Here is a 24,715-nt window from a genome sequence, read left to right as displayed (position 1 = left end):
ATGGACCCTGAGGAGCACCTGCGTGTCCGGGATCAGTCGGGACTACGTCGGCATAGCCGACAAGAGCTTCATCGTGGACGTGGAGAAGGGTGCCATCCGCCGCTTCTGTGAGGCACTCGGCGAGACGAACCCCCTGTACCTCGACGAGGAGTTCGCGCGGCGGCATGGCTACTCGGGCGTCCTGACGCCGCCTACCTTCCCAACGACGTTCCGGCTTCCTGCTCCGCCGCCCTGGCTCGCCCCTCTCACAAATGGCGCGATCCTGGCGGGTGAGCAGGGCTTCTCCTACGCGCGCCCGATCGTCGCGGGCGACCGTCTGGAATGCACTCTCTACCTGAAGGACATCCAGGAGAAGGTGGGACGCAGCGGCATCATGCAGGTGTTCGATCAGGAGCTTTTCGCCGTGGACCAGTTAGGCGCCCTGGTCGTGCGGAACAGGCGTGTCGTCCTGTACAAGCCAGCTGCCGTCCCGACCTCCTCTCCGGCCTGAGGGGGCGGGAAAATGACCCGCGTAGGGGATGTGCACCGCTTCCAGCGTGGTCCCGTCACGACGACCCAGCTCGTGATGTATGCCGGTGCGTCAGGCGACTTCAACCGCATCCACTTCGACCTTCCTTATGCCCAGGAGGCCGGACTGAGTGCTGTCCTCGCGCACGGGATGTTGACGATGGGAATCAGCGTCGGCTGCGCGCTGCAGGTAGCAGGTAGCAGGTTCCCATGCGATCACAGAGGAAGTCTCGGCTCGCTTCCTCTCGCCCGTCATGGTCGGTGACGTGATCGATGTGACCATCACGGTACGTGATGCCACGGAGCACTCTGCCATCATGGAAATCGAATCGATGGTTCGGGGAGAGGTCGTCCTGCGAGGCACGCTCTTCCTGCGCCAGAACTCCACTCTTGTGTGACTGATTGCCGCACCCCTGTCGGACCGGCACTCTCCCGGCCTGCTCGGGGGTGGGGGCCTGCTGGCCCTGTGCGGCATCGGGTTCGGCTTCTTCCAGGCTCCGAGCGTGAAGGCGATCATGGCCAGCGCGCCCCGGGAGCGGGGCGGCGGAGTTAGTGGCATAGTCGCGACATCGCGTCTCCTGGGCCAGGCACTCGGTGCGGCCCTGGTGGCGCTCTGTCTCTCCGCATTGCCGACGGGAGGAGCCGGACTGGCCGTTTGGGTCGGCTGCCCCATCGCCGTACTCGGCAGCCTGATGAGCCTGTCGCGGCTACTCCCTGCCGTGCGCGGACAGGCTTGGTCCCTGACCGGTCCAGCTCCTCTGGCACTCTGTGAGCCATGACCGCCCAACACAGCATTTATTGCACAGCCACGGTGCGAAGGCTGGATCTGGGTGAGTGCCCCATGCGCACATCGTCTTTCGCCAGGGCACAGAAGGCCGATCGTTGGCTGCGTGACGGCCGAGGACGATATCAGGGAGCAGGCACCAGCGTCGCTGGCCAGCTGCCATCCTGCACGAGTTCACCGAGCACCCGCCGCAGAAGATGCCCTACGGCCCGTACTGCATGGGTGCCGGGCCGGTCCGATGGGCGGCAGAGATAGATGGACCGGGTGATGGCAGGATCCTCGATGCGCCATGCGCCAATCCGGCCAGCCTCCAGTGCCTCCCGAATGGACGTGAAGGAAAGGATCGACCATCCAAGTCCCGCGCTGGCCGCGGCAGGCAGCTGGGCCAGGGCGTCCACCTCGGCCACGACGTGGAGCTTCATCCCGCTCCGGCGTGCACGCTGGTCGATCAGCTCCCGCAGCCCGTGCGGCACGCCGGGCAAGATCATCGGCAGGTGCATCATCTCCCTGAAGGTGACGTGACCGATCTGCCCGTCTCCTGACGCGGACGGCGCCAATGGCGAACCGGCTGGCCCGACCAAGAAGAGCTGCTCCTCCAGCAAGCGGTCCAGGACGAGGCCGCTGCCGACCTCGGCGCGAAATACCATCCCCAGGTCGAGCCTTCCCTCGCGGACCCAGTCCGGGATGTAGCCGGTCATGCTCTCGATGATCCGTAGCCTCACCTGGGGCAGTTCCGTCAGCACGCGGCCCAGCAGGGGGATGGTCAGCATGGCCGCTACGGACTGCGGGAGGCCGACCGTCACCTCTCCTGTAGGTTCCGCCGCCTCGCCGCGCAGGTCGTCCCGGGCGGCGGCCGCACGGGCAAGGAGATCGCGGGCGTGAGCGAGCAGCTTCAGCCCGGCGGGCGTAGGCGCCACGCCACGTGGCAGGCGCTGGACGAGTTGGCAGCCCAGTTCCTCCTCCAGCTTCCGTAGCTGCAGGCTCAGTGCAGGCTGGGCGATCCGCAACCGCCCAGCTGCCGCGGAGAAGGAACCCTCCTCCACGACCGCCACGAACACCCGCAGGACCCGGAGATCCATGACCACCTATAACGGAGACATCTACTACCTAGATATACCATGTCTTTGTGTTCTGGGAGGATCTGGCGGAGGTTCCCCGCCACTCCCGCTCGGGAGCACAGCGCCGCGGCAACGACCGGAGGGCGCTCGCAGGGGAACCGACCATGATCACCCGCCGTCTCACGCTCGCGCTCGGCCCGGCGCTCCTCGCTGCTCCGGCCATCCATGCCCAGCCTGCCTGGCCGTCCAAGCCCGTGCGCGTCATCGTCCCTTTCGCGCCGGGTGGCCCGACCGACCTGATCGGACGTCTCGTCGCCGAGCGGCTGGGCCAGGAGATCGGCGGTACCGCTATCGTCGAGAACCGGCCTGGTGCGAACGGCAACATCGGCTCGGCCGTCGCCGCGAACGAGACCGATGGCCACACCGTGCTGTTCTCCACGGGCACGATGTACACGCTGAACCCGACGCTCTACGGCACGTCGCAGGTCGATCTCTCCCGTGACTGCGTCGGCCTGGCCACGGTCGCCGCCCTGCCGAACGTGCTGGTGGTGAACCCCAGGAAGCTTGACGTCACCTCGGTGCAGCAGCTCATCGAGCGCGGGCGCAGGAGTGCGGGCGCACTGACCTACGCGACTTTCGGGGTCGGCAGTTCGCCCCATGTCACGGCCACCCTGCTGCAGAAGCTCGGCGGGTTCGAGGCGGTCAACGTGCCCTACAACGGCAGTGCCCCGGCGCTGAATGCCGTGCTGGCGGGGGACGTGGACTTCCTGTTCGACAACGTCACCACCTCGACGCCACAGATCCAGGCCGGGTCCGTTCGCGCGCTGGGTGTCACCTCCGCGTTCCGCACCTCCGGCCTGCCCGACGTCCCGACGCTGCAGGAAGCGGGGCTGGCCGACTTCGAGTTCAGCGGCTGGTTCGCGGCCTTCGCCTCCAGGAAGACCCCGGCCGAGGTCCTGCCGCGACTGCGTGCCGCAATGGCGGCCGCAGCCCGTGCGCCCGAGTACGCGGCGAGCCTGCGCGCGCGGGGTGCAGAGCCGTTCGTGACGCCTGACGCCGACCTCGAAGGCTTCCTGGCCCGGGAGAAGGACCGCTGGGTCAGGCTCGCCGAGGAGGCCGGGATCCGGCGCGAGTAGCACCACTGCGACGAACCGGATGTCGCCTCCGCGCTGCCGGACCTCCAGGACCGCAGGCGCCGACACTCTCGACCAGGGATGACAAGGCTTTGCTGACCAGACGCTCCATCGTGGCGGCCGGGACCGGTATCGGTCTTGGTACTGCCCTCTCTCCGGCGCGGGCGCAGTCCGGCGCGGTCCGGATGATCGTGCCCTATGCCGCGGGCGGGCCGACCGACATCCAGGCGAGGATCCTCGCCGAGACGATGGCGGAGCCGCTGCGCCAACGTGTGGTGGTGGAGAACCGGACCGGCGCCGGAGTGGTGGTTGGGACGGAGGCGGTAGCGAAGGCGGCGCCGGACGGCCAGACCATCCTGCTGACGACGGTGGCCCACGCCATCAACCCCACCCTCTTTCCGAACCTGCCCTTCGATACCGAGAAGGACTTCGCCCCCGTCGCGCTGATCGCGAAGGTTCCCCTCGTCCTGCTCGTGCGCAAGGACCTTCCTGTCCGCGACGTCGGCGACTTCGTCGAGTGGGTGCGGTCCTGCAAGGGGCAGGCCACCTACGGGTCTGCTGGCGTCGGCAGCGCACCGCATCTCGGGGCAGCACTGCTGCTGATGATGGCCAAGCTGGACGCCGTCCACATCCCCTACCGCGGCTCCGGCCCGGCGATGAGCGACCTGGCGGCCGGGCGCCTGGATTTCTACGTCGACGCGGCCACCAGCGCCCTGGCGCAGGCCAAGGCCGGAACGGGACGTGCCCTGGGCTGGTCCATGCTGAAGCGCAGCCCGGCCGCCCCGGAGCTGCCAACGTTCGACGAGAGCGGCATCCCCGGGTACGAGGCCTACACCTGGTCCGGCGTCTTCGCCCCCGCCGCGACACCGCGGGAGATCGTCCTCCGGATCAACGCGGCTGCCCGAGAGGCCATGGCGGCACCGGCCCTTCAGGCGCGCTTCGCCGAACTGGGTGCCGAGCTTGCGGAGCCGGGTCCGCCGGAAGACCTGGCCCGCTTCGTATCGTCCGAGATCGAGAAGTGGCGCAACGTCGTCCGCCAGACCGGGATGAGCACGCAGTGACTGTTACGGACAACCCCTTCGACCCTCGCTCCCACCGCATGATGCCGGAGCAGCGCTGGTTCGAGGACTTCCGCATGGGGGAGCGCTTCCCCCTTCCCAGCCGCACCATGACGGATGCCGTCTTCCTCGCCTTCCAGGCAGTCAGCGGCGACAACCACCCCATCCACTACAACCGGGAATTCTGCCGGGCGCACGGGATGCCGGACATGCTGGCCCATGGCTATCAGGTGGCAATTCAGACAGCAGCTGGGGCGGGCATCTTCCCGCACCTCGTCGAGGAGTCCCTCAAGGCCTTCCTCGAGCAATCCACCCGCTTCCTCCACCCGGTCTTCGCCGGGGACACGCTGTACCCGGCGCTGGAAGTCGACGAGCTGTCGCCGAACCGGACGACCGGCGTCGTCGGCCTGCGCAGCACTGTCCACAACGGCGACGGTGTCCTCGTCCTGGATGGACGCCACCGCTACCTCCTGCGGCGCCGCCCGGTAACCCCGTGAACGGCCGCGCGCCTCTTCGCCCCGCAGCGGGCCATCGCCATCCCGGAGCGCCGTCATGAAGCCCTTGCGCGACGTCAGGATCCTCGACCTCAGCAAGGTCTTCGCGGGTCCCCTCTGCGGCCAGTACCTCGGTGACCTCGGCGCCGATGTCATCAAAGTGGAGCCGGTGAAGGGCGGCGACGACACCCGCGCCTGGGCGCCCCAGAAGGAGGGCCAGTCCGCCACCTTCATGGCGCTGAACCGCAACAAGAGGAGCCTCTCGCTCGACCTGAAGTCCGAGGCGGGCCGGGCAATCGTCCATAGACTGGCGGCCGACGTGGATGTGGTGATCCAGGGCTTCGGCGGCGGCACCGCCCGGAAGCTCGGCGTGGACAGCGACACGCTGCGCGCCCTGAACCCCCGACTGATCTACTGCGAGATCTCCGGCTTCGGGCGCAGCGGCCCGCTGGGCTACCAGCCTGGCTACGACGTGATGCTGCAGGCCTTCAGCGGCATGATCAGCACCATGGGCCAGCCCGGCGGCCCCTTCGCGCGGGCCAGCTTCTCGCCGGTGGACCTGGGGACCGGCATGTTCGCCCTCAGCGGCATCCTCGCCGCCCTGCTGGAGCGCGAGAAGACGGGCCAGGGCGCCTACGTGGAGCTGTCCCTCCTCGACACCGCTATGGGGCTGATGACCTACCTGGCCCAGAATTTCTGGCTCACCGGGAAGCCGCCCCAACGGATGGGCACTGCCCACCCCTCCCTCGCCCCCTATCAGGCCTTCGACGCGGCCGATGGCAGCCTCATGATCGGGGCGGGCAACGACGCCCAGTGGCGCCGCCTCGCCGGGCTGCTCGGGCTGGGGGACCTGGCCGAGGACCCGCGCTTCGCGACCAACAACGCCCGCGTCGCCAACTTCGACGAGACGGTCCGCCTGGTGCAGGAGCGCATCGCGGGGCAGCCCGTCGCCCACTGGCTAGAGGCTCTGGCCGCCGCAGGCGTGCCCTGCGCCGCCATCCAGACCCTCGACCAGGCCCTGGCCCATCCCCAGCTCGCCAGCCGCGGGCTGGTTCTAGAAACGGACCACCCCGTGCTCGGCCCCATGCCGCAGATGGGCTTCCCCGTGGCCTTCGATGGGGCGCCGCGCGAGGGGCAGCGGCCCCCGCCGCTCCATGGCCAGCACACCGCGGAGATCCTGCGGGGCCTCGGCTACGACGACGCCGCCATCGCTGACCTGGCCGCTCAGGGCGCCATCCACCTGCCCCAGGAGGAGGTCTCCGCATGACGGATGAGGTCACCTACTCGGCGGCGGATGGCATCGCCGAGATCACCCTCGCTCGCGGCCCGGTCAACGCACTCAGCGTGGACTTCCTGGAGGCCATCCTGGACGGCTTCCGCCGTGCCGCCGCCGACGACGCAGTGCGTGCGGTGATCCTGCGCAGCGCCCTGCCGCGCCGCTTCTCCGCCGGGCTGGATCTCGACATCCTCATGGGTAAGAGCGGCCTGGAAGTACGCCGCTTCCTGGAGCGCCTCTATGTCGGGCTGGCCGACGTCCAGTACGGGATGGGCAAGACCACCATTGCCGCGGTGAACGGTGCCGCGCGCGGTGGCGGGATGACGCTCGCCATCTCCTGCGACGTAATCCTGGCCGCCGAAGGGGGGAGTTTCGGCTATCCGGAGATCGAGCTGGGCCTTATCCCGGCCATCCACTTCGCCCACCTGCCGCGCATCGTCGGCCGCCACCGTGCCTTCGACCTCCTTTTCACGGGACGGCGTTTCGAGGCAGCGGAGGCCGCGGCTATGGGGCTGGTCAGCCGGGTCGTGCCCGACGACGCGCTGGACGGTGCGGCCCGCGCCCTGGCCGCCGAATTCGCCGCCAAGCCGCCGGTCGCGATGCGCCTCGGCCGAGCCGCCTTCATGCGCGCCAACGACCTGGATTACCGCCGCAGCGTGGCCAACGCGGTCGAGGACTTCTGCAATCTGGCAACGACGGACGAGGCCCAGGAGGGACTGGCCGCCTTCATTGAAAAGCGGGAGCCGTCCTGGAGGCGCTGAACAAGTGTACGTCCCTGGTGACACATGGCGCCGACCTGTGCGGTGGAGCTTCCCCAGCCCCGCCGGTTGCGTCGTCGGGACGGCTGTGCGGTCCAAGGCCTGCGCCTGAGGCATCCTGCGGAGCTGCACCCGGGAGCGGAACCGCGACACTGCCGCGTGAGGCAGACCACCTACATCCGGTTCCCGGCGGGAGTGGTCTTCACCTTGGTAGTCCGGCGTGGCCCTATGCTGTGAAGGTCCATGGTGGAGACCACATGAAGCTGCTTGCTGCCCTAGCCATCGCACTGATGCCCACGATGGCCTTGGCGAACTGCCTCCCGCCCTGGCAGACCCAGTTCGCCTGCAACATCCCTGAGCGGAACGCGCGTGTGGAATTCTGCCGCATTGCCGATGCGCGGCTGCGCGCGGGCCGGGCGGAAGTCTACTACACCTTCGTGACGGGAACTCAACCTGCGGAGCTGTACTTCGAGGCCGATCACTACATCTTCTCGACCAAGCAGATGGGTGCCGATCGCCCCTCCGAGATCACCAGCGGCATCGGCTATCCTCGCGGGAACTACGTCTACAGCTTCTTCATCACCGACGACCGCCGCAGGCCCGGCAATGTCAGAGGTGCCGAAGTCCGTGCCTACAGCTCGATCGAAGCCTTTACGAACAGCAAGCGAGGCAACGAGATCGTCAGGCTCCGCTGCGATCCGTCGTCGATCGTGGCCGATATGGGCAGCATTGCACCATGATCTCGCAGACTGCGCGGTATCCTCTGCTGATCCAACGCTGTTTCCGTGATGCAGGTGGCCTCCTCGTAGGAGCATTCCCGTCGGGGCGAATGTCTGCTTCTCGGCATGCTGTAGGACACGCTCATACCCGCACGCTGCGCGCACTTGCGGCAACTCCGACAAGCATGGCCGCTACCAAGAGGAAGGCCGCAGATAGGTCCGTGGCGTGGGCAAGGAGGCCGATACCTGCGGGGCCGATGAGGACGCCCGCATACCCGAGGGTTGTCACCGCGGCGACTGCGGCACCCTCGGGCATCAATCTCTGCCTGCCGACGGCGGTGAAGAGCACCGGCACGATGTTGGCGCAGCCGATCCCGACCAGCGCGAACCCCAGGACCGCGACCAGGGTTGCGGGCAGGATCGCGGCCATCGCCAGCCCTGAGGCTGCGCACAGCGCCCCAAGCATGATCACGCGGGTCCGGCCGACCCTTGTCACGATGAGGTCGCCCGTGAGACGGCAGATGGTCATGGTCAGCGAGAAGGCCGCATAGCCAAGCCCGGCCCAGGCGGGGTCGAGATCGCGCTCGGTGGTGAGGAACACCGCGCTCCAGTCGAGCATCGCTCCCTCGGCCAGGAACACCGTGAAGCACAGCAGCCCGATCAGGAGGATGGGACCGCGCGGGATGGCGAATGCAGGACCGCCTCCGGCAGATCCGTAGGTCAGCATGCCCGGCCAGGCGGCCAGGAGTGCAACGGCCAGGACGGCCGCGGCGCAGAGGCTGGCTGCGAGCGGCGAGGTACCCAGGCCGAGGATGCCGCTGACGCCCGCCGCACCGAGGATGCCGCCCAGGCTGTAGAGGCCGTGGAGGCCTGACATGATGGGACGGCCTGCGGCGCGCTCGATCAGGATGGCCTGGACGTTCATCGCGCAGTCGAGCGTTCCGACGCCGACCCCGAACACGAGCAGCGCAAGCGCCAGGACCGTGAAGTCGGAGAGCACGGCCAGGAGGGGCAGCACTAGGATCATGCACACGACCGCCGGGGTCGTCACCCGGCGGCAGCCCAGCCTAGTGACCAGGGCACCGGCGACCGGCATGGCGACGATGGACCCAAGGCCGAGGCACAGCAGGAGCAGCCCGAGGGTGCCGTCGTCCAGCCCGGCCCTGGTCTTGGCATAGGGGACCATCGGCGCCCACGCGCCAGTGCCGAGACCTGCGATCAGGAAGGAGAGGCGGCTTGCCAACTGTTGGGCATCAATCGCGCGGTCAGGCATGGCTCGCGTGGAGGACGACATCAACACCCCTCTGACGGCAGTCGAGCAGGAAGTCCTCGGTATCGTGCGAGTTGCGCGCTGGTTCCCTTGGTCGGGGATGTCAAAGCCGCATCGCCTACGGTCTGGATCTTGCCCAGCTCCGACCGGACCGGACCCACGCGTCCTCCTGAAGCCAGCATCTCGGGAGGTCAGCCATGGCCATGGCCGATCCGCCCGCAGGACGGCCGCACGCGGAAAAATCCCGGAAATTAGGGTTGGCGCCACCGCACCGAAGTTCCCTATCTGTTTCCCATGGAAGCGCTCTCCACCGCCCGAATAGGATTCCCGTAGCAGGGGTCGGCAGACCCTCTCCTCGACGGCATCCAATCCCTCCGACAGGACCTCCCTGATGATTCACGTCCATCCCGGGCGGGAACACGCACGCCTGCTCCTCCTCCTGGAAGCGGACCGTCTCGCCGCCCTGGCACGCGACCTCCGCGCCATCGCCGAGGGCACCGCTCCCACCGCCTCGGAACTCGACAGCGCCCCCGTGCTGGATCGGTGGCAGTTCAGTCAGAGGACGATGACGACGATGGTCGGCAATCTGGTCGGTCATCCCCGGCTGCCCGATGGATCCGTGCACACGACGGAGATCTGGGCCATCAGCACCACCCAGGGCTGGGCAAGGACGCTGTCCCGCTACTATGCGCTCGGCAACCAGCGGTCGGATGGTGGCCATGCCGCGTAGGGTCAAGCAGTCAGGCGCCGTTTCGTCCGTCGAGGCAGCACTGGAAGGGATCTCTGCCGACCTTCTCCGGGCAGTCTACGACGACGATGACCTGATGCTCGCCCCCGGCCGTGACAGCGGGACCACGAGACGCCCTCGGAGTATGCGTTCACCAGGTCCCGAGGTGGCCGAGGGCGCAGTCGAGCCGTGGGGCCAGGTCGGGCCGGAGGTCGATCCACTCCGTCGATCGCTCGAGCATGAACCAGCGACGCTGTGCGCTCTGCTCATGCTCCGGGATGCCCTGCTGCAGGCGCCTGACTTCCTGACCGGTGCCATGCAGCCCGGCACAGTCAGCATCATCCAGGTTCCCGATGTGCTGTGGGGAAGGAATGTCGCACGGGCCTTGGATCTGGTGGTCGAAGCACTCGACACCCCTCCCAAGAGCGACAGCAGGGCACCGGCCTTGGGTACGTCCGGGATCAGTCGTCAGGACGCCCGTTCCAGTGCGTCGTCACCGTCAAGGGATCTCCGCGGCCCCGACCAGTTCCAGATCTTCGACCTGCCTGTACGCCCTGCGCACAATGTCGAAGTCTTCCGCGATGCCGTTGGCCGAGGGACAGCCATCCACGTCCTCTCGCATGCTCCTGACACGCTGCTCTCGCCTGACATCCTGCTCGCCGAGGACGCAAGGCTGGTGGTGGAGCCTCCTGGCAGCGGTGTCCTGGCGCTGCTGGCGGCCGCCCTGGAAACGGGTGCAACCGTCCCATTGTGCTGCCTGCCCGATGTCACCGGATCGTCCCCGGACGGGACGGACGTGTCGCCTATTCTTGTGAACCTGGCTCATCGGAGAGGACAGGATGCAGCGACCTTCCTTGGCCGTCTCTGCACCTTGGTCGACAGGTCCAAGGCACGTCTCGCCGCGGCGAAGCAGGAATCGACGTTGACCCTAGACGACCTGCCCGGACAGGGTGAAGCCACGGCCTGGGGACGACAGCTCGTCACGGATCTGACTGCCTTCGCGCGCGGGGAACTCGACTGGTCGGATGTGGATCGTGGCGTGATCCTCGAGGGACCGCCGGGCTGTGGGAAATCGAGCTTTGCCAGGGCGTTGGCAGGATCGGCCGGGGTGCCCTTGGTCAGCGCATCCCTCGCGCAGTGGCAGGGCGCTCGCGAGGGGCATCTCGGGCACCTACTGAGCGCAATGAAGGCTACCTTCGACGAGGCGCGGCGGAAGGCGCCAGCGATCATCCTCATCGACGAGGTTGACTCGTTTCCCAGCCGCGCATCTGTGACGCACAAGCACCGGGACTACGTCGTAGAAGTCATCAATGGGCTGCTCGAGCAGCTTGATGGGGCCGTCAAGCGGGACGGCGTAGTGGTCATCGCCACGTGCAACGACGCGTCCAACCTCGATCCTGCCATGACCCGGGCGGGACGTCTGGAACGCATCATCCGGCTGGACCGACCCGATGCGCCTGCTCTCCAGCAGATCCTGCGCGTCCATCTCCACGGCGCTCTCCAGACGGAGGACCTCCTGCCCGTCGCAAGGACGGCTGCTCTCCGGCAGGCTGTAGGTGCTGACATCGAACGCTGGTGCCGTGGAGCAAGGCGCCGAGCCAGAGCAGCAGGCCGCTTGATGGTCGTGGACGATCTCATCCAGGAGGTCGGACCCGCGCCATCGGTGCATCATCCAGATGCAGTCCGGCGGATGGCGGCCCACGAGGCGGGGCACGCTCTCGGCTTTGCTTCGCTCGGCGTCTGCCTCGTGGAACAGGTGGTCGTCGAGCCTACGGTGGGCGGCCTCTCCTCGACCACCGTTGACATTGCCGAACTCGTGCGCGGCATGCCCTACGCAACGAGGCGGGACGTCGGCGAACAGCTGCGCGCGATCCTTGCAGGGCGCGCCGCAGAAGAAGTGCTTCTTGGCGCCCCGAGCGGTGGCGCTGGCGGTTCCCAGGGTTCGGATCTCGCGCGCGCGACGCAGCTGGCCTGCGCGATCGTGGTATCGTCCGGCCTGGATGACCACCCTGAAGCGCTACTATTCCTTGCCCCTGCCGATGATCCGGTACGGCTGGGGCATCTCCTGCTCGTACCGGAGATCCGCCACCGGGTCAGTGCCGTCATCTCGCAGGGCTATGCGGAAGCCCTGGACCTCGTCCGGAAGCACCGTGACGCCGTCGAGCGTGTGGCTGCTGCTCTCGTCGAGATGGGACACCTGTCAGGTCAGGAGGTGGAGGCCATGCTGTCGTTGCGGGCACCCGCCAGCGATGTCGTGGACGGCCTGTCGTGAGCACGCTGCTCGCCGGACGTCACGTCGAACCCCTGGAGGAGGGATCCCGCATCGGCCGCTACGTGCTGATCCGGGATGTCGCGGGCGTCCTGCACGCCATCTCGCCCCTGTCGGTCGCAGCAGTGTGCGAGGACGATGGAGGAGCACTCCTGCTCCTGCCCGGCGGCCGTCTTGTCCAGGTCTCGCAAGGACTGGCGACTGTCCTGGCATGGCTGGATGTCCGCGGCTGACCCGCCACGGGTCGTGAGGGCATGCGGCCTCCTCGGGATCGCGGTGGGTACAGTCCCTCCGGCGCAGACGGTGACGATTGCCCGGGCGAGACGGCACGAATCCTTCCTGCAGGACTCATAAGCCGTTCCTCGGACGTCGGACTGGAGGCTGAAGGATTCGGTGGCGATCCTCCGGCGTCCTTGAGGGTCATTACAGAGGACTGTTGCGGTCGTTCCCGACAGGAACCAATATTTCCGCGCAGGACAGCATTTCTCGTAGGGGATCCATGTCAGGTGCTCGACCACCTGAGGGCATGTCGCAGCGAGCCATGCTGGAACGGCTCCTGTCGGATGGATGCGTCCGCCGGTCGGCGCAGCTCATCGCGGAGGGTGTGCAGCCCCAGGCTATCTCCGATGCCGTGAGGGCGGGCGTGATCACGAGAGCAGCTCCCGGTGCCTACCATGCTGCTTCAACGACGGCACCGCCCGAGCTGCTCGCCATCGCCGTCGCATGTGCGAGGGCACCACGGGCGGTGGTGTGCCTACTGTCCGCGGCATACCTGTGCGACCTCGCCGACGCTCTCCCTGATGTCACATGGCTTGCACTGCCCGTGGGATCACATCCTCCCAAGCAGGGAAGCAGGCGGGAGCAGGTGCTCCACTGGAGCCATCCCTCGGCCTTCGAGGCAGGTGTGATCGAGGCGGAGGTCTGCGGAGTACCCGTACGGCACACGTCTGCCGCGCGAACGGTCGTCGACCTGTTCCGATACGCCCGCCACCTCCAGGGCGAGGACGCCAGTCTCCGGGCTGCCGACCGATATCTGCGTCAAGGTGGGGAGCAGCCCGCCCTGCTCAGGGTGGCTGAGGAGGTGGCGGCTCCCTCCAGGACGGTGCGTGCGCTGACAGCGGCCCTGGGCGACCTGCAGCCCGCGCCCGGTCACCGTCGGTAGGACATCCCTGCCTCGCCCTGGACCAGAGGCCAGGAACAAGGAATGCGCCTGCCCGGCCGCACGGAATAATCTGCTAAATTTTGAGTCGACCTCCGTACCTCCCGCACGTCACGATCCCAGAATGAAAGGGAGAGCCGACGATGGACTGGGCAAGCGACAGCAGGGCGTGGTGGTCCGAACCGCTCTTCCGAAAGCCTGCACAGCCGGATCTCTTCCGCCCAGCACAGGGATGCGCCCCTGGCCAGGACGAAAGGCCAGGGCCTCCAACGGTCCACCTCGAAGCGATCGCCCAGGCGATCCGGGACCACTATCCCAGGAACCGAGGTGCCGTGATCTGTCTGGTATCGGCGGCCGAGATCCATGGCCTTCTGCCTCACGCCGATGGCCCACTATGGCTGGCGGCTCCTATAAAGGCGCACGTCCCCAAGCGCGATCCATCTGCCCTTCGCACGCTTCGCTGGAGCAACCGGCCGAGCTTCGAGGCCGGGGTCGAGCAGTTCCTCTACTGTGACGTCACCATTCTATGCACGACCAGGGAGCGAACGGTCGTGGACCTGGCCCGCTATGGCCGTCACCTGGGTGGCCCGGCAACGGCCGCGCGTTGCCTCAAGGCCTATGTCGCCAGCGGCGGGAGCCTTGAGGCGATCCGAGAGATGGCGGACTCTGTCCGTATCCCCCACCCGGCTCGGCTGGTTCTGGATATCCTGCTACCCAGCGTGAGTGCGCCGTCGTGATGGCCGACGGGACCTCCTGGGGAGGATGTCCCTCGGCCACGGGGGGTCTGCCGGGCAGCGACGACCTGGCCCACGCGGCGGCGGAGATCGCCATCACGGAGCTGGGCACCTCCCCATACCGCGCCCGGTTTCCCCTGCATGGGGCGTGGGCGGTCGGGGCATGGATCGGAGAGCTGCCGCGGCCGACGCAGGGCATCGATCTCCTGGATCGAGGGCGCGGATCCGCGGACGAGGTAGTCGAAGCCCTGCAGTCGGCCCTGGGACCGTGCCCTCGCGGCCTGCTCCTGGACTGGGCCGACGTGCGGGTCCGCACCAAGGCCGCCCGCCGGTCTCCCCTCCACCGGATCAGCATACCGGCGTGGCTGGGAAGGCGACGGCTCGACCTCCGGATCGACGTCACGGTAGCGCGCACGGCCGTCTCGGAGATTGAGTTCCGCCCCCTGCGCTCCCGTTCCACACGGTCGGCCTCGATCTGGGCAGCGTGCTGCCCGGCCGAGGAGATCGTGGCCGAGAAGGCCGCCCTGCTCGTGACGTACGGGGCCGACCACACGCGCCTCCAGGACGTCTTCGACCTCCGGCTCCTCTCGCGGCGGATCCGCTTCGACGGGTCAGCCCTGGTCGACGCGATGGCGGCTGTGTTCGAGGGACGGGATGCCGCCCGAATGCTCGGCCGTGACGACGGCTACTGGCAAGGCGCCTTCAACCCTCGCCGCGTGACGCCAGCCGATGAAGCCCGATGGGCCGACCTGTCCGGGACGGCGGGGCCAGATGCCCGGCCCAGGAGCCTGGCGGCCACGTTGGGGAGCCTGGCGCGGTTCCTGGTCCCGGTCCTCCAGGCACTCCGACATGGGGCCGACCTCGGGACGGGGTGGGAACCGGGGACCGGCTGGGTGGCGACGACGGCTCGTCGGCCAGGGCGGACGTGGCACCCCGACACGGTGGCGAGATCAGATTTCCGGAAAGCCGCAATAGTGATGATGGGGGTCGGCCGAAAATAAAGTTTGCCCGAACCCCTCAAGTCTTTCTTCCACGATTCCGGAAAGGGCTCCATCACGATGGACATGAGCCATCGAGCTGACCAGCACGAGGCCCCCGCCCACGAGATGCGGGGAGCCTCCTTCGCCCCCGCCACGATAGCGGGCGAGTGAAGAGGGGCCGCCCCCGCGGCCCATCCCTCCACTGATCTGACAACCAGGGCAGGACCGAGCCAGCGTCGCACCCCGCGACGCTCGGCGACGTACGTCCCTGCGTCAGGTCATCCCCATTCCGCGACATCGGAGATCGCCCTCGAGGCGACAAAGGAGACCTATGCCCGTCAACGTCCTTACGCACCTGGACAACTCCCCGTTCAGCATCGCCCGGCATCGTTCCGGCACCTTCGCTGACCAGTCTCCTGCCGAAGCACGGGCAACGCTGCGGGATGCCATCCGCAGCCGGGGAACGGCCCGGACGGCCGCGAGCTACTCCCATGGGGCGATCACCGGCTCCTTTCCGAGCAACAAGATGAAGGCCGCCTTCGTCGTGGAATCCCGCAAGGAGCACCGCGCACTGCTGCTGGCCGATGTCGCCGAATGGGTTCTCCACTTCAGCGTTCAGGCAGTCCAGGTGCGCTTCCTGCACAAGGGCAAGGTCTGCAACGCCTACCCCGATGTCGCGATCGAGACGGTCGATGGGCAGCTCGAGATGTGGGAGTGCAAGGCCAACCCCGCGCTCCGCGCCGAGGTCCTCGATCGGCTGGTCTCGCTGCACTGCGCCCTCGACGAGATCGACATCCACTACCGGATCCGGTTTCCCGGCTGGCTCCTCCAGGAGCCGCGCGCATCGAATGCCCAGACGATCTGGCGCCATGCCGACCGGATCATCACCGAGAGCGTCGGTCGGGCGGTCCTGCAATCCGTCGGTTCGGGTGCCGAGACCCTGGGCCAGATCAGCGAGCAGCTGGACTGCCCGATGACCTCGCTCGTCGCGCTCGTCGGCCAGGGCGGGCTGGCGGCAGACATCCACACCGCTCCGCTCGGCCCTGACACGCGGGTCCGCGCGCCGCGTCCGGGCGCGACGTCCGGCGGCTTCTGACACCAGGCAGACCAGGAAGAGATCGTCCCATGCACCTCACCATCACGGCGCGGCCGATACGTCGCTCGAACCCGATCCACCCACGGCCCCGAGGAGGGACCGAACGAGCGACGCTATCCATGCGAGACCCGCCATGTACCCCGCCCTTCAATCCTCAGCCCCTTGCCCCGTCCCCGTTCAGGACGACCCGCCGCCCTTCGTCCTCCGGTGCCGCCACCGCAACCTGATGGGTCGCGCACCGAGCGAGAAGCTCGGCTACCCCACCACCTGGACTACCCCCAGCCAAGCCCGCCTCGGGGGTCTTCTCGAGGTGACGCACGGCGCCGTCTCCTACGGCCCTTGGCCGTTCAAGGTAACTCTGCGGGCGGGATGGAGCCAGCCGTTCGAGTACTGGCCCGCCATGGGCTTCACGACCATGGACGGAAGCCAGGTCGCCATCGACGTGGTCCACGACCATGACATGGACGACCGGATCGCCATGGACTTCGACCACCTCCTGGAGGAGGCGCTCGATGCGCGTGGTATCCGTCTCGTACGGATGCGGGAGATCCATCTCGCCACGGATCGCAAGGTCGTCATCGCGCGGCAGATGGCCCGCTACGTCGGCACGTCGGTGCCTGCCGAAGATGCCGAGCAGCTCCGTGGTCTGATCGGGCGTCATGGCGGCCGGATGACCCTGGGGCAGATCCGGACCTCCGGCGAGGACGGCGTGCTCCGCATGGCACAGGCCTGCGTGCTCGGCATGCGGCGTCGCCTCCTTCTCGGCCTGGACGTTGGAGGCCTAGCGGCATCGACGGTCAGCCTATGCGGCTTCGAGGGAGGCGCCGCATGACGCCCTCCGTCACGATCCTGCCCGGCCAGATGTTCGTCTACGGCGGCGCCACCATCGCCTTCCGCTACCGCGCGAAGGACGCCGACCGTTCCTACGTCTTCGAGGACGAGAACCGGATCCCTTACGCGCTGCCTCCTGACGAGGTGATCCTCGCCCGCGCCGAGGACCGCCTCCGCGACTGGTCCGGTGTCTCCGTCGCCACTGTGGGAGGCGACCGGCAGATCCGTCGTGCTCGCGTCACCTATGACAGCGCAACCGAAAAGGAGCGGTTCCTGGTCGAGCGTGCCCACGAGTACGTCATGGAGTGGGTGAACAACCAGCATGTTCCCAGGACGGACAAGGAGCTGAAGAAGCTCTGCGAGGTCGTCCATGCCCGCCGCGTGGAGAAGGCCGCGAAGGACAAGCGCAAGTTCGCCGAGCCGCTGTGCATGTCCGGGAGCCGCCTGCGCCAGCTCATCCGGATCTGGAAGATGGGGGGAGAGAAGGCGGACGCGATCGTCACCCAGCAGCGATTCCGCGGGAACTACCGAACCCGTCTCAGTGCGACGGTCACCGAGATCATGTGGCAGGTGACGGATGCCATCTTCCTCAAGCTGAACGGCGTCTCGATCGCGAAGCTGCATCGCGCGATCGGCAAGGAGATCGAGAAGAAGAACGCGGATCTCGCCCCCGAGGCCCGGCATGCCGAGCCGAGCTACGAAGCGGTGAACGCCCACGTGAAGCGCATCTGCGCGTACACGCTGGTGTTCTGCCGTGAAGGCAAGACGGTAGCCGACGAACGATTCCGCCTCGATCAGGGTGGATGGCTGACCACCCATGCCAACGAGATCTGGGAGATCGACGACACCCGCGTCGACCTCATCTGCCTTGGCAAGGACGGCAAGACCGTCATCGGGCGCCCGTGGCTGACCTTCGTAATCGACCGGCATACCCGGATGATCATGAGCTACGTGCTGACCTTCTCGCCGCCCGATACCGAGACGGCGCTCGAGGCAGTCCGGCTCGCCATGCTGCCCAAGAAGTTCTTCTCCGGGCGCGAACCGGGTCTGGGCAAGTTCTGGCCCGCCCAGGGACGTCCGGACGAGATCCACGTGGATCAGGGAAAGCCCTACAACTCGAAGGGCTTCAAAGCGTCCATGATGCGCCTCGGGATCCCTCACCATACCCTCCCGCGACTCAAGGCTTGGTACAAGGGAACGGTCGAACGCGTGTTCGGGACCGCCATGCGGGAGGTCTTCCATCTCGTGGCGGGGTCCACTCGCTCCAACTTCTACGACCGAGACGCCGACGAGATCGCGCCGGAGCTGGTCGCCGAGGCGACCCTGGAGGAGGCGGAGATCAAGCTCCTTGGCTGGCTCCTGAACGAGTACATGCGCCGTCCCCATCGCGGCATCCAGGACACGCCCTTGAACATGTGGGAGAGGAGCATGAAGGACCACGACCAGCGCATGCCCCTGACCCGGGCGGACATTATTAACGCGACCTCGCTCTCGGTCGGCCGCAGGATCCGCCGAGGAGGCATCGTCGTCGACGAGCTGCGCTACCTGACCCCGCACGGCCTGCGTATGGAGATGAAGGCCACGTCTCCGAGCGACCGCGAGGTGGTCGTGCGGCGCGATCCGGGGGACCTGACGACCATCTCCTTCCTGGATGCCCGCGTCACGGAACTTTCCGAGGAGCGCTGGCATGTCGCGACGATCTGCCCGGAGCACCGCCCCCGTGTCGAGGGTCTGACCCTGCTGGAGTATCGCCTCGCGCGGGCGCTGCGCCGCCAGAACCCGGACGCCTTCGCGAACGACGACCCGGAGTGGACGTCCGCCCGCGAAGCTGCCCGCCAGACCCTTGAGGACGATGCCGCCAGCCCCAAGCTGACCGACCGCGTGCGGGCGGAGGGGCGGCTGGAGAAGAAGGTCAAGCAGGCCGAGTACACGGTCGCGCGCCTGAACGAGGTGGCGGAGGGACCCACCGGCGACGACCTCCAGTCTACCCTGGGTGTCGCGACCCCGGCGAAGCTGCCTTCTTCCACGGATCCTGTACCTCCCGCGACGTCCGGGAAGACCTCGACGGGTGACGGTGCGGTGTCTGCCGAGTTCGGCAAGGGCTTGTCTGTCCGGCGGCGGGATGGGAAGCCCCGTTGATGCGGGACTTCCTCGACACGAGCGATCTGCCCTCTGACTCCCTGGGGCACGTCTTCGTCGACACCCTGGAGACGAAGGCGGTCTTCCGAGGCCTGGACGACCTGTTCGACAGCCCCCGGACGCCGACCAACGGGCGCGGCATCGCCGTGCTTGGCCCTCCACGCTGCGGCAAGACGCTCCTGGTCCAGGAGTACCTTCGGCGGTGCATGGAGGGGGATGCCGAGGACCGGGAGGGCGAGGACGTCGTCCGGCGCCCCCTGAAGTATCTTTACGTTCGACTCCAGCCGGGCACCCGCCTCGCCACCATCCCGTCCCAGACCCTGCATGGGTTGGGGCATCCCGCACCCTTCGCTGGTAAGCCTCACGCGCAGACGCAGGCTGTCATCGACATGATCGGGGAGGGTGCCTACGACGTCGTGGTCTACGACGAGGTCCACCACCTCACGAGTTCCGACACCAAGCGTGTCCGGGACAACGGCTCGCATTGGCTGACCCTGGTCATGGACGGCACCCGCTGTCCGATGGTCCTGATCGGCTACGACCGCTTCTCGTCCATCCTCCGGGAGAACGGGTTCCTCGGTGGACGCCTGTTCGCCGCAGACCCGCTGAAGCCCTACTCGTCCAGCGATCCGCAGAGCTTCGATACGTTCCAGTTCGTGCTCCAGTCCTTCGAGGAGGCGCTCGGAATGCCGCTCGCGTCCGGGCTGTCCGAGCCGGACAAGGCGGCGCGCCTGCTCGTCGCGTGCGGGGGCCGTCTCGGCCTGCTGGAGAACCTGCTGACCAACGCCCGCCAGGAAGCCCGCAGGCTCAAGCATTCCAAGCTGACCACCGAGGTCCTGGCGGCGGCGGTGGAGCGCATGCGGAACAGCTGGGGCGACCTCCGCTTCAATCCCTTCGAGGTCCAGGATCTAAAGGCGGCGATCAGACAGTACGGTGAGGGGTTCCGGCTGCCGGAGGATGGGTAGTCAATACCTCCGCCTTCGTCCTTACCCTGCACTACGGTTTGCTGCCTATGTCCAAGGACCAATGCCCTCGATGACCGGAAGACCAAGGTAGACTTTGTCCAGCCCTTTGCTCCTATTTTCTATCGCGAGCTTCAATGTCTCACGGTTAATCTCGACATGGGTCGCAATCGTATCGGTCGGATGGCCGGTTCGTTCTGCAGGAAGGGGATCTCGCCTCATGGCCGTCCATGCACGTCTATCGGCAGATGACTGGAACAGGATCCAAGATGCGAAGCCCGCCGCTTCGGTTCGGGCGCCTCTCAGCAAGGCCCACCAGTGACAGGCAGATGCCTCAAGCGACAGTGCCATCCCTGAACGGTGGCGCAACCGTGCCCATGACCCAACTGGCGGATCGTTGGGCCAAGCTTGCGGAACGGCGAGGGATGCGTCAGTCGAGAAGCCTTGAAGCACTAGTCCGCGTCTACGACGCCAGACGAGCGGCGATCGCGCATCGTCGGCGACTACCGCTTCGAGCCAGTCCTTCCTGCCGTTCGCCAAGGCTGCGACGGCGACGCGCATGAGGCAGGCGTCCGTTCTGGCGTAGCGCAGACCGACAACATCAGCGCGTAGTGCCTCGACGGCCACGGAGTCCGGCGCCCGGAAAACGACATGGAGCAGTTCCTCGACGCCGGATGCCCCGATGTAATTCGTCCTGACCGCCCTCTGGAGGGCATGCCAGAGCGTGACGCCCTTCTCGGGACGCTTGCACAGCAGGGCGCCGCACAGGGCGATGTAGGCACCATCGGCAGCCCTCACCCGCGATCGGAACGCGTCGGTGATCTGCTCCATGCCGTCGAGCCAGCCTTCAACGACGTCCGGCGCGTGATCGAGGACGCCCTCGAAGTCGTCGGAGGGAAAGAAGAAGGCGAAGAGTTCGGCACCATTTTGCCGGGCCGCCCTAATCCGCTCGAAGGCGATCTCGGCCGTCCTGAGGCGCGCCTCGTGTTCTGCGGCTGGGTTCCCCACGATTGCCGACAGGCGTCGCGCGTCATCGCCCGTCGGTCCACCATCACCAGTCGTCACGACCTGGAACATCGTCCCCCGCTCGACGTCGCCCTCCTGGACTCTGATCTCCGCGCCGGGTTCGACGTCGCCGCCGTGCTCGGCACGGAGAACTCGACCGATGATCGAGGCGGCAAGCAGAACCTCGGAAGGACGTGCCCCCCTCGTTCGTGTGGCCTGAAGAAGCATCCAGGGAGCGACGCGGTGCGCGATTTCGTGGAACGGCTGGTTCGACGCTGCGGCCAGGATAGCCTCGCTGCCATAGTGGTTTACCCAGAACTCCTCAGTCGGACTCCAGGTCCAGTCCTCCGCGAGGAGCCTCGCGCCGAAGGACGCTGGGTCCGATCGGTGGATTGCCCGGAACGCGGCGCCGCGAACGTTGAGATCCTCGCTCGCCCTGAACGCTTCGACCCACTGCAAAACCTCGCCCTCAAGCGGAACGCCGATCTCCGAGATCAGCACAAGCAACGTCTTCTGCCGATCTGGCTTATCCTCCCGGTACCGCGTGACGAGCTCAATGAGATCCGATGAGGAGGGGATCGTGAGAGGTGCGGCTAGGTCGAGCGGCACGTATCGAAGGTCGGCCTCGACCAAGAGGGCGATCTGGTCGAGCGCGGACCGACCACGCATCTCGGCCGTGAGCAGGTCTCCTGCCGCGATGCCTTCATTGTTGTCGTCCTTCTCGCTCCCGCCCCTCCGCAACGCTTCTGCCTCCCGCCGCGCGCTCTCATCGACAAGCAGATGGAGACCCGGGACCCGGGACGCGGCTTCGTATCTCCCTTCGGGCGGCGTCGATCCGAGCCGGTGGAGGAAGGTCCTTACGATTTCCGCGAGAAGATCGGGAGCGATACGGGCGAGCGGCACGATCAGGCCACCGAGACGAACCTGCTCCCGATACCAGCGGGCGACGGCAGGATGGTCGCGGAGTTGATCCAGGACGTGGTCGCGTAACTCGGCAGCGAACTCAGGCGGGGTGTCGAAGGTGGGGTCGAGCCAAAGATCTGCATGCCGCCGCACTCGATCACCGATCGACTTCTCTCGGTCCAACAGACTTTCGGCAGCCAGCCCTCGCGAGACATGTTGCAGAGCGCGATGCTCGAGCATGATCGCACTCTGCCCCGCGGGCGAGTCGGCGAATGGCCCCTCGCTTAGCTGAAAAGATCTGATTTCGTCCACCTCGTCTCCCGTGAGTTCAAGAAGGACTGCTGCAACACGCGCGGGCAACGAGGCGTCCTGTTCCGGCTCCGCCGTCCGCTCCGCCATTTCGGTTGCAAGTCGACGTAGGAGTACGGTCGTCTCGGCGGGATCTGCTTCGTTCAGGATGCAAAGCCAGCGGAGTCCCTGCCAGCCCGTGTCGTCCCCGCGAACCACCCGGACGATCGCGGCCATGCGGAGCAGGCCTTCCCATTCCGACAGGCGACGTCCCTCGATGATCGAGGGGATCGCTGACAGGAGAGTGCCGTCGTCAAAATCGACGAACCGGACATCCTGTCCGAGCACGACCGCAGGCCCCGAAACGTCATGGCCGACTAGGCCCACGAGCCTGTCATGGCGTCTGCGTTCCAGCATCTCATGCTGGGAATAGAAATGACTGACTCCCCGAGAGATGGTCGCAAGCCACCGGGTGCAGCGTGGGGAGACTTCGACCGCGAAACGAGCATCGTTTTCAGGAATGCAGCGCAACAGGTTGATGGCTGCGATCCGGATGGAGACCGACGCTCGTCCGGTGGATTGTTCCACGACAGTGAGGAGTTCAGGGATTAGGTCCGGCGCGATCCCCTGCAGTTCCTCGAGATGCGCCTCCGGCAGGTTCTGTGACTGGAGCCAAGCCGTCAGAATGGAACCCATGACGGACGAGGGCACGTGGTCGCGGCGCGCGACAGCGATTGATGCGGCCGCTCTCAATACCTCTGGCGCCGCCGTGAGGGCGGCGATCGGGCCGATCCAGGCATGCAGCGCCGCATCGATCGCCTCTGCCCCCCAGGTCGCCATTTCCCCGAGATGCTTGACGAGGGCCAGACCCAGCGCCTGCTGGGCCAGCAGCGGCGACGGCTGAAAGCGATCGTCGGCAACCCGCTGGGTCAAGGGAGCGTCGACGATGTCGCTCAGCCGCGCGTAGACTGCTTCCGGCGAGAGGTCAGCCCTTACGACGGCAGCGCCGATATCCCTGGAGGAATAGTTGGTGATCTCCCTGCGGTAGTCAGCAGCCACCTTGGCGAGCCAGTCCGCCCATTCCGCCGGGCTGAACGACCGCCCCGCACGGACACCGAGAGTGTCGCGTCCATACTCCCAGAGTAAACGGTGGACCGTCACCTCACGGACGTCACGGAGGCTGCTTCTCATCTTAACGGCCAATTGGAAGAGCCGTGGATTGGAGGCCACCTCTCGGAGGCCGGGTCCCAGCCCATCGGGCGGTATGCCCTCGAGAGCAAGCATCTTGTCTAGTTCGCCACCTTCCTCGGTGCCGAACGGCGCGACCTCGACTGTCGTAGGCCCGGTAGTCAGTCCTCGAAGTTCGGCGAGGCGATCGGTCAGATGGTGCATCCGCGTGGTGCAGATCACGCGCACCCGTTCCGCGAAGGGTTTAGCCTGGAGAATTCTGAGGAGCTGGATCCAGTCCAGTTCCGCCCTTTGGTTCATTCCGTCGAAGAACAGGAGGAACCCGGGACCCTCTTCAAGCGGGCTGGACAGGATGCGTTCGACCCGCTTGAGCCAGTAGGGTTCGTCGCGGGCGCCATCCGTCATCTCGCGCAGGCGGGTCGCGAGGAGGCGCTTGACCGCCAGGGCAGACGAGAAGTCGTCCACGCCGAGCGAGGGCGCCGGGATGGCCACCACGATCGGCAGGTCGTCAAGTCTCTCGACTACCCAGTCCATTATGGCCCAGGTCTTCCCGACGCCCTCCTCTCCGAGCGCGACGAAGGGCAGGGTAGACGGTGTGGAACTCCACCATTCGCTTAACGCCCCATGAGGTGCCTGCCGACGGATGCGGTTCGCGCGGGCGCGGACCGCGACATCCTGGGCAAAACGGGCCTGGGCCTCTGACACAGAGGACGACATTTCCCTTAGAAAAGCGGCAGCGCGATTTCGAAGGGATGCGAAGCCGAGGTTCCAGGATTCGAGGTCGCGCCGGAGCTGGGCGACGACTAAAGTCGACACAGTGGTTAGGGCACGCGCGGCGTCCCCTGCTGCCGGGGAGACGTACTTCTCGACAAGGTCTGGCGCGGAGGAGCACAGGGCGGCCAGGAAGCCCACATCGTCTCTCGGGTAGTCAAGGATGACGACCGGGCATCCCTCGCGCTCGCCCTTCGCACGCAGGTCGTCCCCGACCTGCTCAGGGACATCCCGTGTCGTGACTAGGATCCAGGCCTCGAGGGCGGCATCCCGTTCCACCGCGTAGTCGACTTGGCCAAGGAGTTCGCGGCGGGGGAGCGAGGATTCTGCCGCGTAACGCTTGGCCTCCAATCTAAGCCGCCGTCCGGTCCGCCCGGACGTACCAGCGTCCCCCCCCTGCTGCCATCCCCGCGCGGCGACAAGGACCGGCACATCGAGAAGGCGGCCGAGCAGGGCGGCGGCGAGTTTCTCGAGCGTCTCGGCTTCGGGCATCGCCAGCAGTGCTAGCCGGAGTACCTCCAGGGGCGCGGGGGAGGCGGTCATTCCTGATCCGCTCGACATGAAGCTGGAGCACCTCGCTACTACGGTGACGAACATATCCGCGTG

20 protein-coding genes are annotated in these 24,715 nt (G+C 67.0%); 17 read left to right on the top strand and 3 right to left on the bottom strand.

What is annotated here, in order from left to right:
• Window positions 1-22: 22 nt before the first annotated feature.
• Genes VQH23_RS13555 through VQH23_RS13550 form a run of 3 tightly spaced genes read left to right on the top strand, consistent with a single transcriptional unit; the run spans window position 23 to window position 905 of the window.
• Complete coding sequence (locus tag VQH23_RS13555) at window positions 23-490, top strand: MaoC family dehydratase N-terminal domain-containing protein (protein WP_338661264.1); 468 nt, start codon at window positions 23-25, stop codon at window positions 488-490.
• 12 nt (window positions 491-502) lie between these two features.
• A complete protein-coding gene (locus VQH23_RS26610) occupies window positions 503-772 on the top strand; it encodes a MaoC/PaaZ C-terminal domain-containing protein (RefSeq protein WP_408904205.1) in 270 nt (89 codons plus the stop codon).
• A 1-nt stretch (window position 773) separates the two neighbouring features.
• On the top strand, window positions 774-905 hold the full coding sequence (locus VQH23_RS13550; protein ID WP_338661263.1) for a hypothetical protein: 132 nt from the start codon (window positions 774-776) through the stop codon (window positions 903-905).
• A gap of 511 nt (window positions 906-1,416) precedes the next feature.
• Here VQH23_RS13550 and VQH23_RS13545 read toward each other — a convergent pair.
• Complete coding sequence (locus VQH23_RS13545) at window positions 1,417-2,370, bottom strand: LysR substrate-binding domain-containing protein (RefSeq protein WP_338661262.1); 954 nt, start codon at window positions 2,368-2,370, stop codon at window positions 1,417-1,419.
• Window positions 2,371-2,513: 143 nt separating this feature from the next.
• Here VQH23_RS13545 and VQH23_RS13540 point away from each other — a divergent pair, with 143 nt between their 5' ends.
• The 6 genes from VQH23_RS13540 (at window position 2,514) to VQH23_RS13515 (ending at window position 7,808) form a co-directional block, all read left to right on the top strand.
• Window positions 2,514-3,485 carry a tripartite tricarboxylate transporter substrate binding protein gene (locus tag VQH23_RS13540; protein ID WP_338661261.1) on the top strand — a complete coding sequence of 324 codons (972 nt, stop codon included), beginning with the start codon at window positions 2,514-2,516 and terminating at the stop codon, window positions 3,483-3,485.
• 89 nt (window positions 3,486-3,574) lie between these two features.
• On the top strand, window positions 3,575-4,543 hold the full coding sequence (locus tag VQH23_RS13535; RefSeq protein ID WP_338661260.1) for a tripartite tricarboxylate transporter substrate binding protein: 969 nt from the start codon (window positions 3,575-3,577) through the stop codon (window positions 4,541-4,543).
• On the top strand, window positions 4,540-5,037 hold the full coding sequence (locus VQH23_RS13530) for a MaoC family dehydratase (protein WP_338661259.1): 498 nt from the start codon (window positions 4,540-4,542) through the stop codon (window positions 5,035-5,037). The genes VQH23_RS13535 and VQH23_RS13530 overlap by 4 nt, the downstream gene beginning before the upstream one ends.
• Before the next feature lie 55 nt (window positions 5,038-5,092).
• Window positions 5,093-6,301, top strand: a complete 1,209-nt coding sequence (locus VQH23_RS13525; protein WP_338661258.1) for a CoA transferase — start codon at window positions 5,093-5,095, stop codon at window positions 6,299-6,301.
• Complete coding sequence (locus tag VQH23_RS13520) at window positions 6,298-7,071, top strand: enoyl-CoA hydratase/isomerase family protein (protein WP_338661257.1); 774 nt, start codon at window positions 6,298-6,300, stop codon at window positions 7,069-7,071. The genes VQH23_RS13525 and VQH23_RS13520 overlap by 4 nt, the downstream gene beginning before the upstream one ends.
• Window positions 7,072-7,325: 254 nt before the next feature.
• Window positions 7,326-7,808, top strand: a complete 483-nt coding sequence (locus VQH23_RS13515) for a hypothetical protein (RefSeq protein ID WP_338661256.1) — start codon at window positions 7,326-7,328, stop codon at window positions 7,806-7,808.
• Between the two features lie 121 nt (window positions 7,809-7,929).
• Here VQH23_RS13515 and VQH23_RS13510 read toward each other — a convergent pair whose 3' ends face one another.
• Complete coding sequence (locus VQH23_RS13510) at window positions 7,930-9,060, bottom strand: MFS transporter (protein ID WP_338661255.1); 1,131 nt, start codon at window positions 9,058-9,060, stop codon at window positions 7,930-7,932.
• 388 nt (window positions 9,061-9,448) lie between these two features.
• Between VQH23_RS13510 and VQH23_RS13505 the strand changes: the two genes are divergently transcribed.
• The 8 genes from VQH23_RS13505 to VQH23_RS13470 all read left to right on the top strand — a co-directional run bounded on the left by VQH23_RS13505 (window position 9,449) and on the right by VQH23_RS13470 (window position 19,957).
• Window positions 9,449-9,787: a DUF6634 family protein gene (locus tag VQH23_RS13505; RefSeq protein WP_338661254.1), complete on the top strand. Its 339-nt coding sequence runs from the start codon at window positions 9,449-9,451 to the stop codon at window positions 9,785-9,787.
• A 163-nt stretch (window positions 9,788-9,950) separates the two neighbouring features.
• Window positions 9,951-12,056 (top strand): AAA family ATPase, encoded by a 2,106-nt coding sequence (locus VQH23_RS13500; protein WP_338661253.1) that lies wholly within the window; start codon window positions 9,951-9,953, stop codon window positions 12,054-12,056.
• Window positions 12,053-12,286, top strand: a complete 234-nt coding sequence (locus tag VQH23_RS13495; protein WP_338661252.1) for a hypothetical protein — start codon at window positions 12,053-12,055, stop codon at window positions 12,284-12,286. Before VQH23_RS13500 ends, VQH23_RS13495 begins: the two co-directional genes overlap by 4 nt.
• Window positions 12,287-13,948: 1,662 nt before the next feature.
• Window positions 13,949-14,947, top strand: a complete 999-nt coding sequence (locus tag VQH23_RS13490) for a nucleotidyl transferase AbiEii/AbiGii toxin family protein (RefSeq protein ID WP_338661251.1) — start codon at window positions 13,949-13,951, stop codon at window positions 14,945-14,947.
• 310 nt (window positions 14,948-15,257) lie between these two features.
• Window positions 15,258-16,022: a hypothetical protein gene (locus VQH23_RS13485; protein ID WP_338661250.1), complete on the top strand. Its 765-nt coding sequence runs from the start codon at window positions 15,258-15,260 to the stop codon at window positions 16,020-16,022.
• Between the two features lie 226 nt (window positions 16,023-16,248).
• The gene (locus tag VQH23_RS13480; protein WP_338661249.1) at window positions 16,249-16,854 is read left to right on the top strand and encodes a hypothetical protein; all 606 of its coding nucleotides are present in this window, start codon (window positions 16,249-16,251) and stop codon (window positions 16,852-16,854) included.
• Window positions 16,851-18,992, top strand: coding sequence for a transposase family protein (locus VQH23_RS13475; RefSeq protein WP_338661248.1), 2,142 nt, complete (start codon window positions 16,851-16,853; stop codon window positions 18,990-18,992). Before VQH23_RS13480 ends, VQH23_RS13475 begins: the two co-directional genes overlap by 4 nt.
• The gene (locus VQH23_RS13470) at window positions 18,992-19,957 is read left to right on the top strand and encodes a TniB family NTP-binding protein (RefSeq protein ID WP_338661247.1); all 966 of its coding nucleotides are present in this window, start codon (window positions 18,992-18,994) and stop codon (window positions 19,955-19,957) included. The genes VQH23_RS13475 and VQH23_RS13470 overlap by 1 nt, the downstream gene beginning before the upstream one ends.
• 45 nt (window positions 19,958-20,002) lie before the next feature.
• Here the strand turns inward: VQH23_RS13470 and VQH23_RS13465 are convergent, their stop codons facing one another.
• A complete protein-coding gene (locus VQH23_RS13465) occupies window positions 20,003-24,706 on the bottom strand; it encodes a hypothetical protein (RefSeq protein ID WP_338661246.1) in 4,704 nt (1,567 codons plus the stop codon).
• Window positions 24,707-24,715: the final 9 nt, after the last annotated feature.

The organism is Pararoseomonas sp. SCSIO 73927, assembly GCF_037040815.1.
In the GTDB taxonomy this organism is placed as follows: Bacteria; Pseudomonadota; Alphaproteobacteria; order Acetobacterales; family Acetobacteraceae; genus Roseomonas.
The sequence above is the reverse complement of the archived record's forward strand: the minus strand, read 5'-3'. Positions and strand labels throughout refer to the sequence as shown.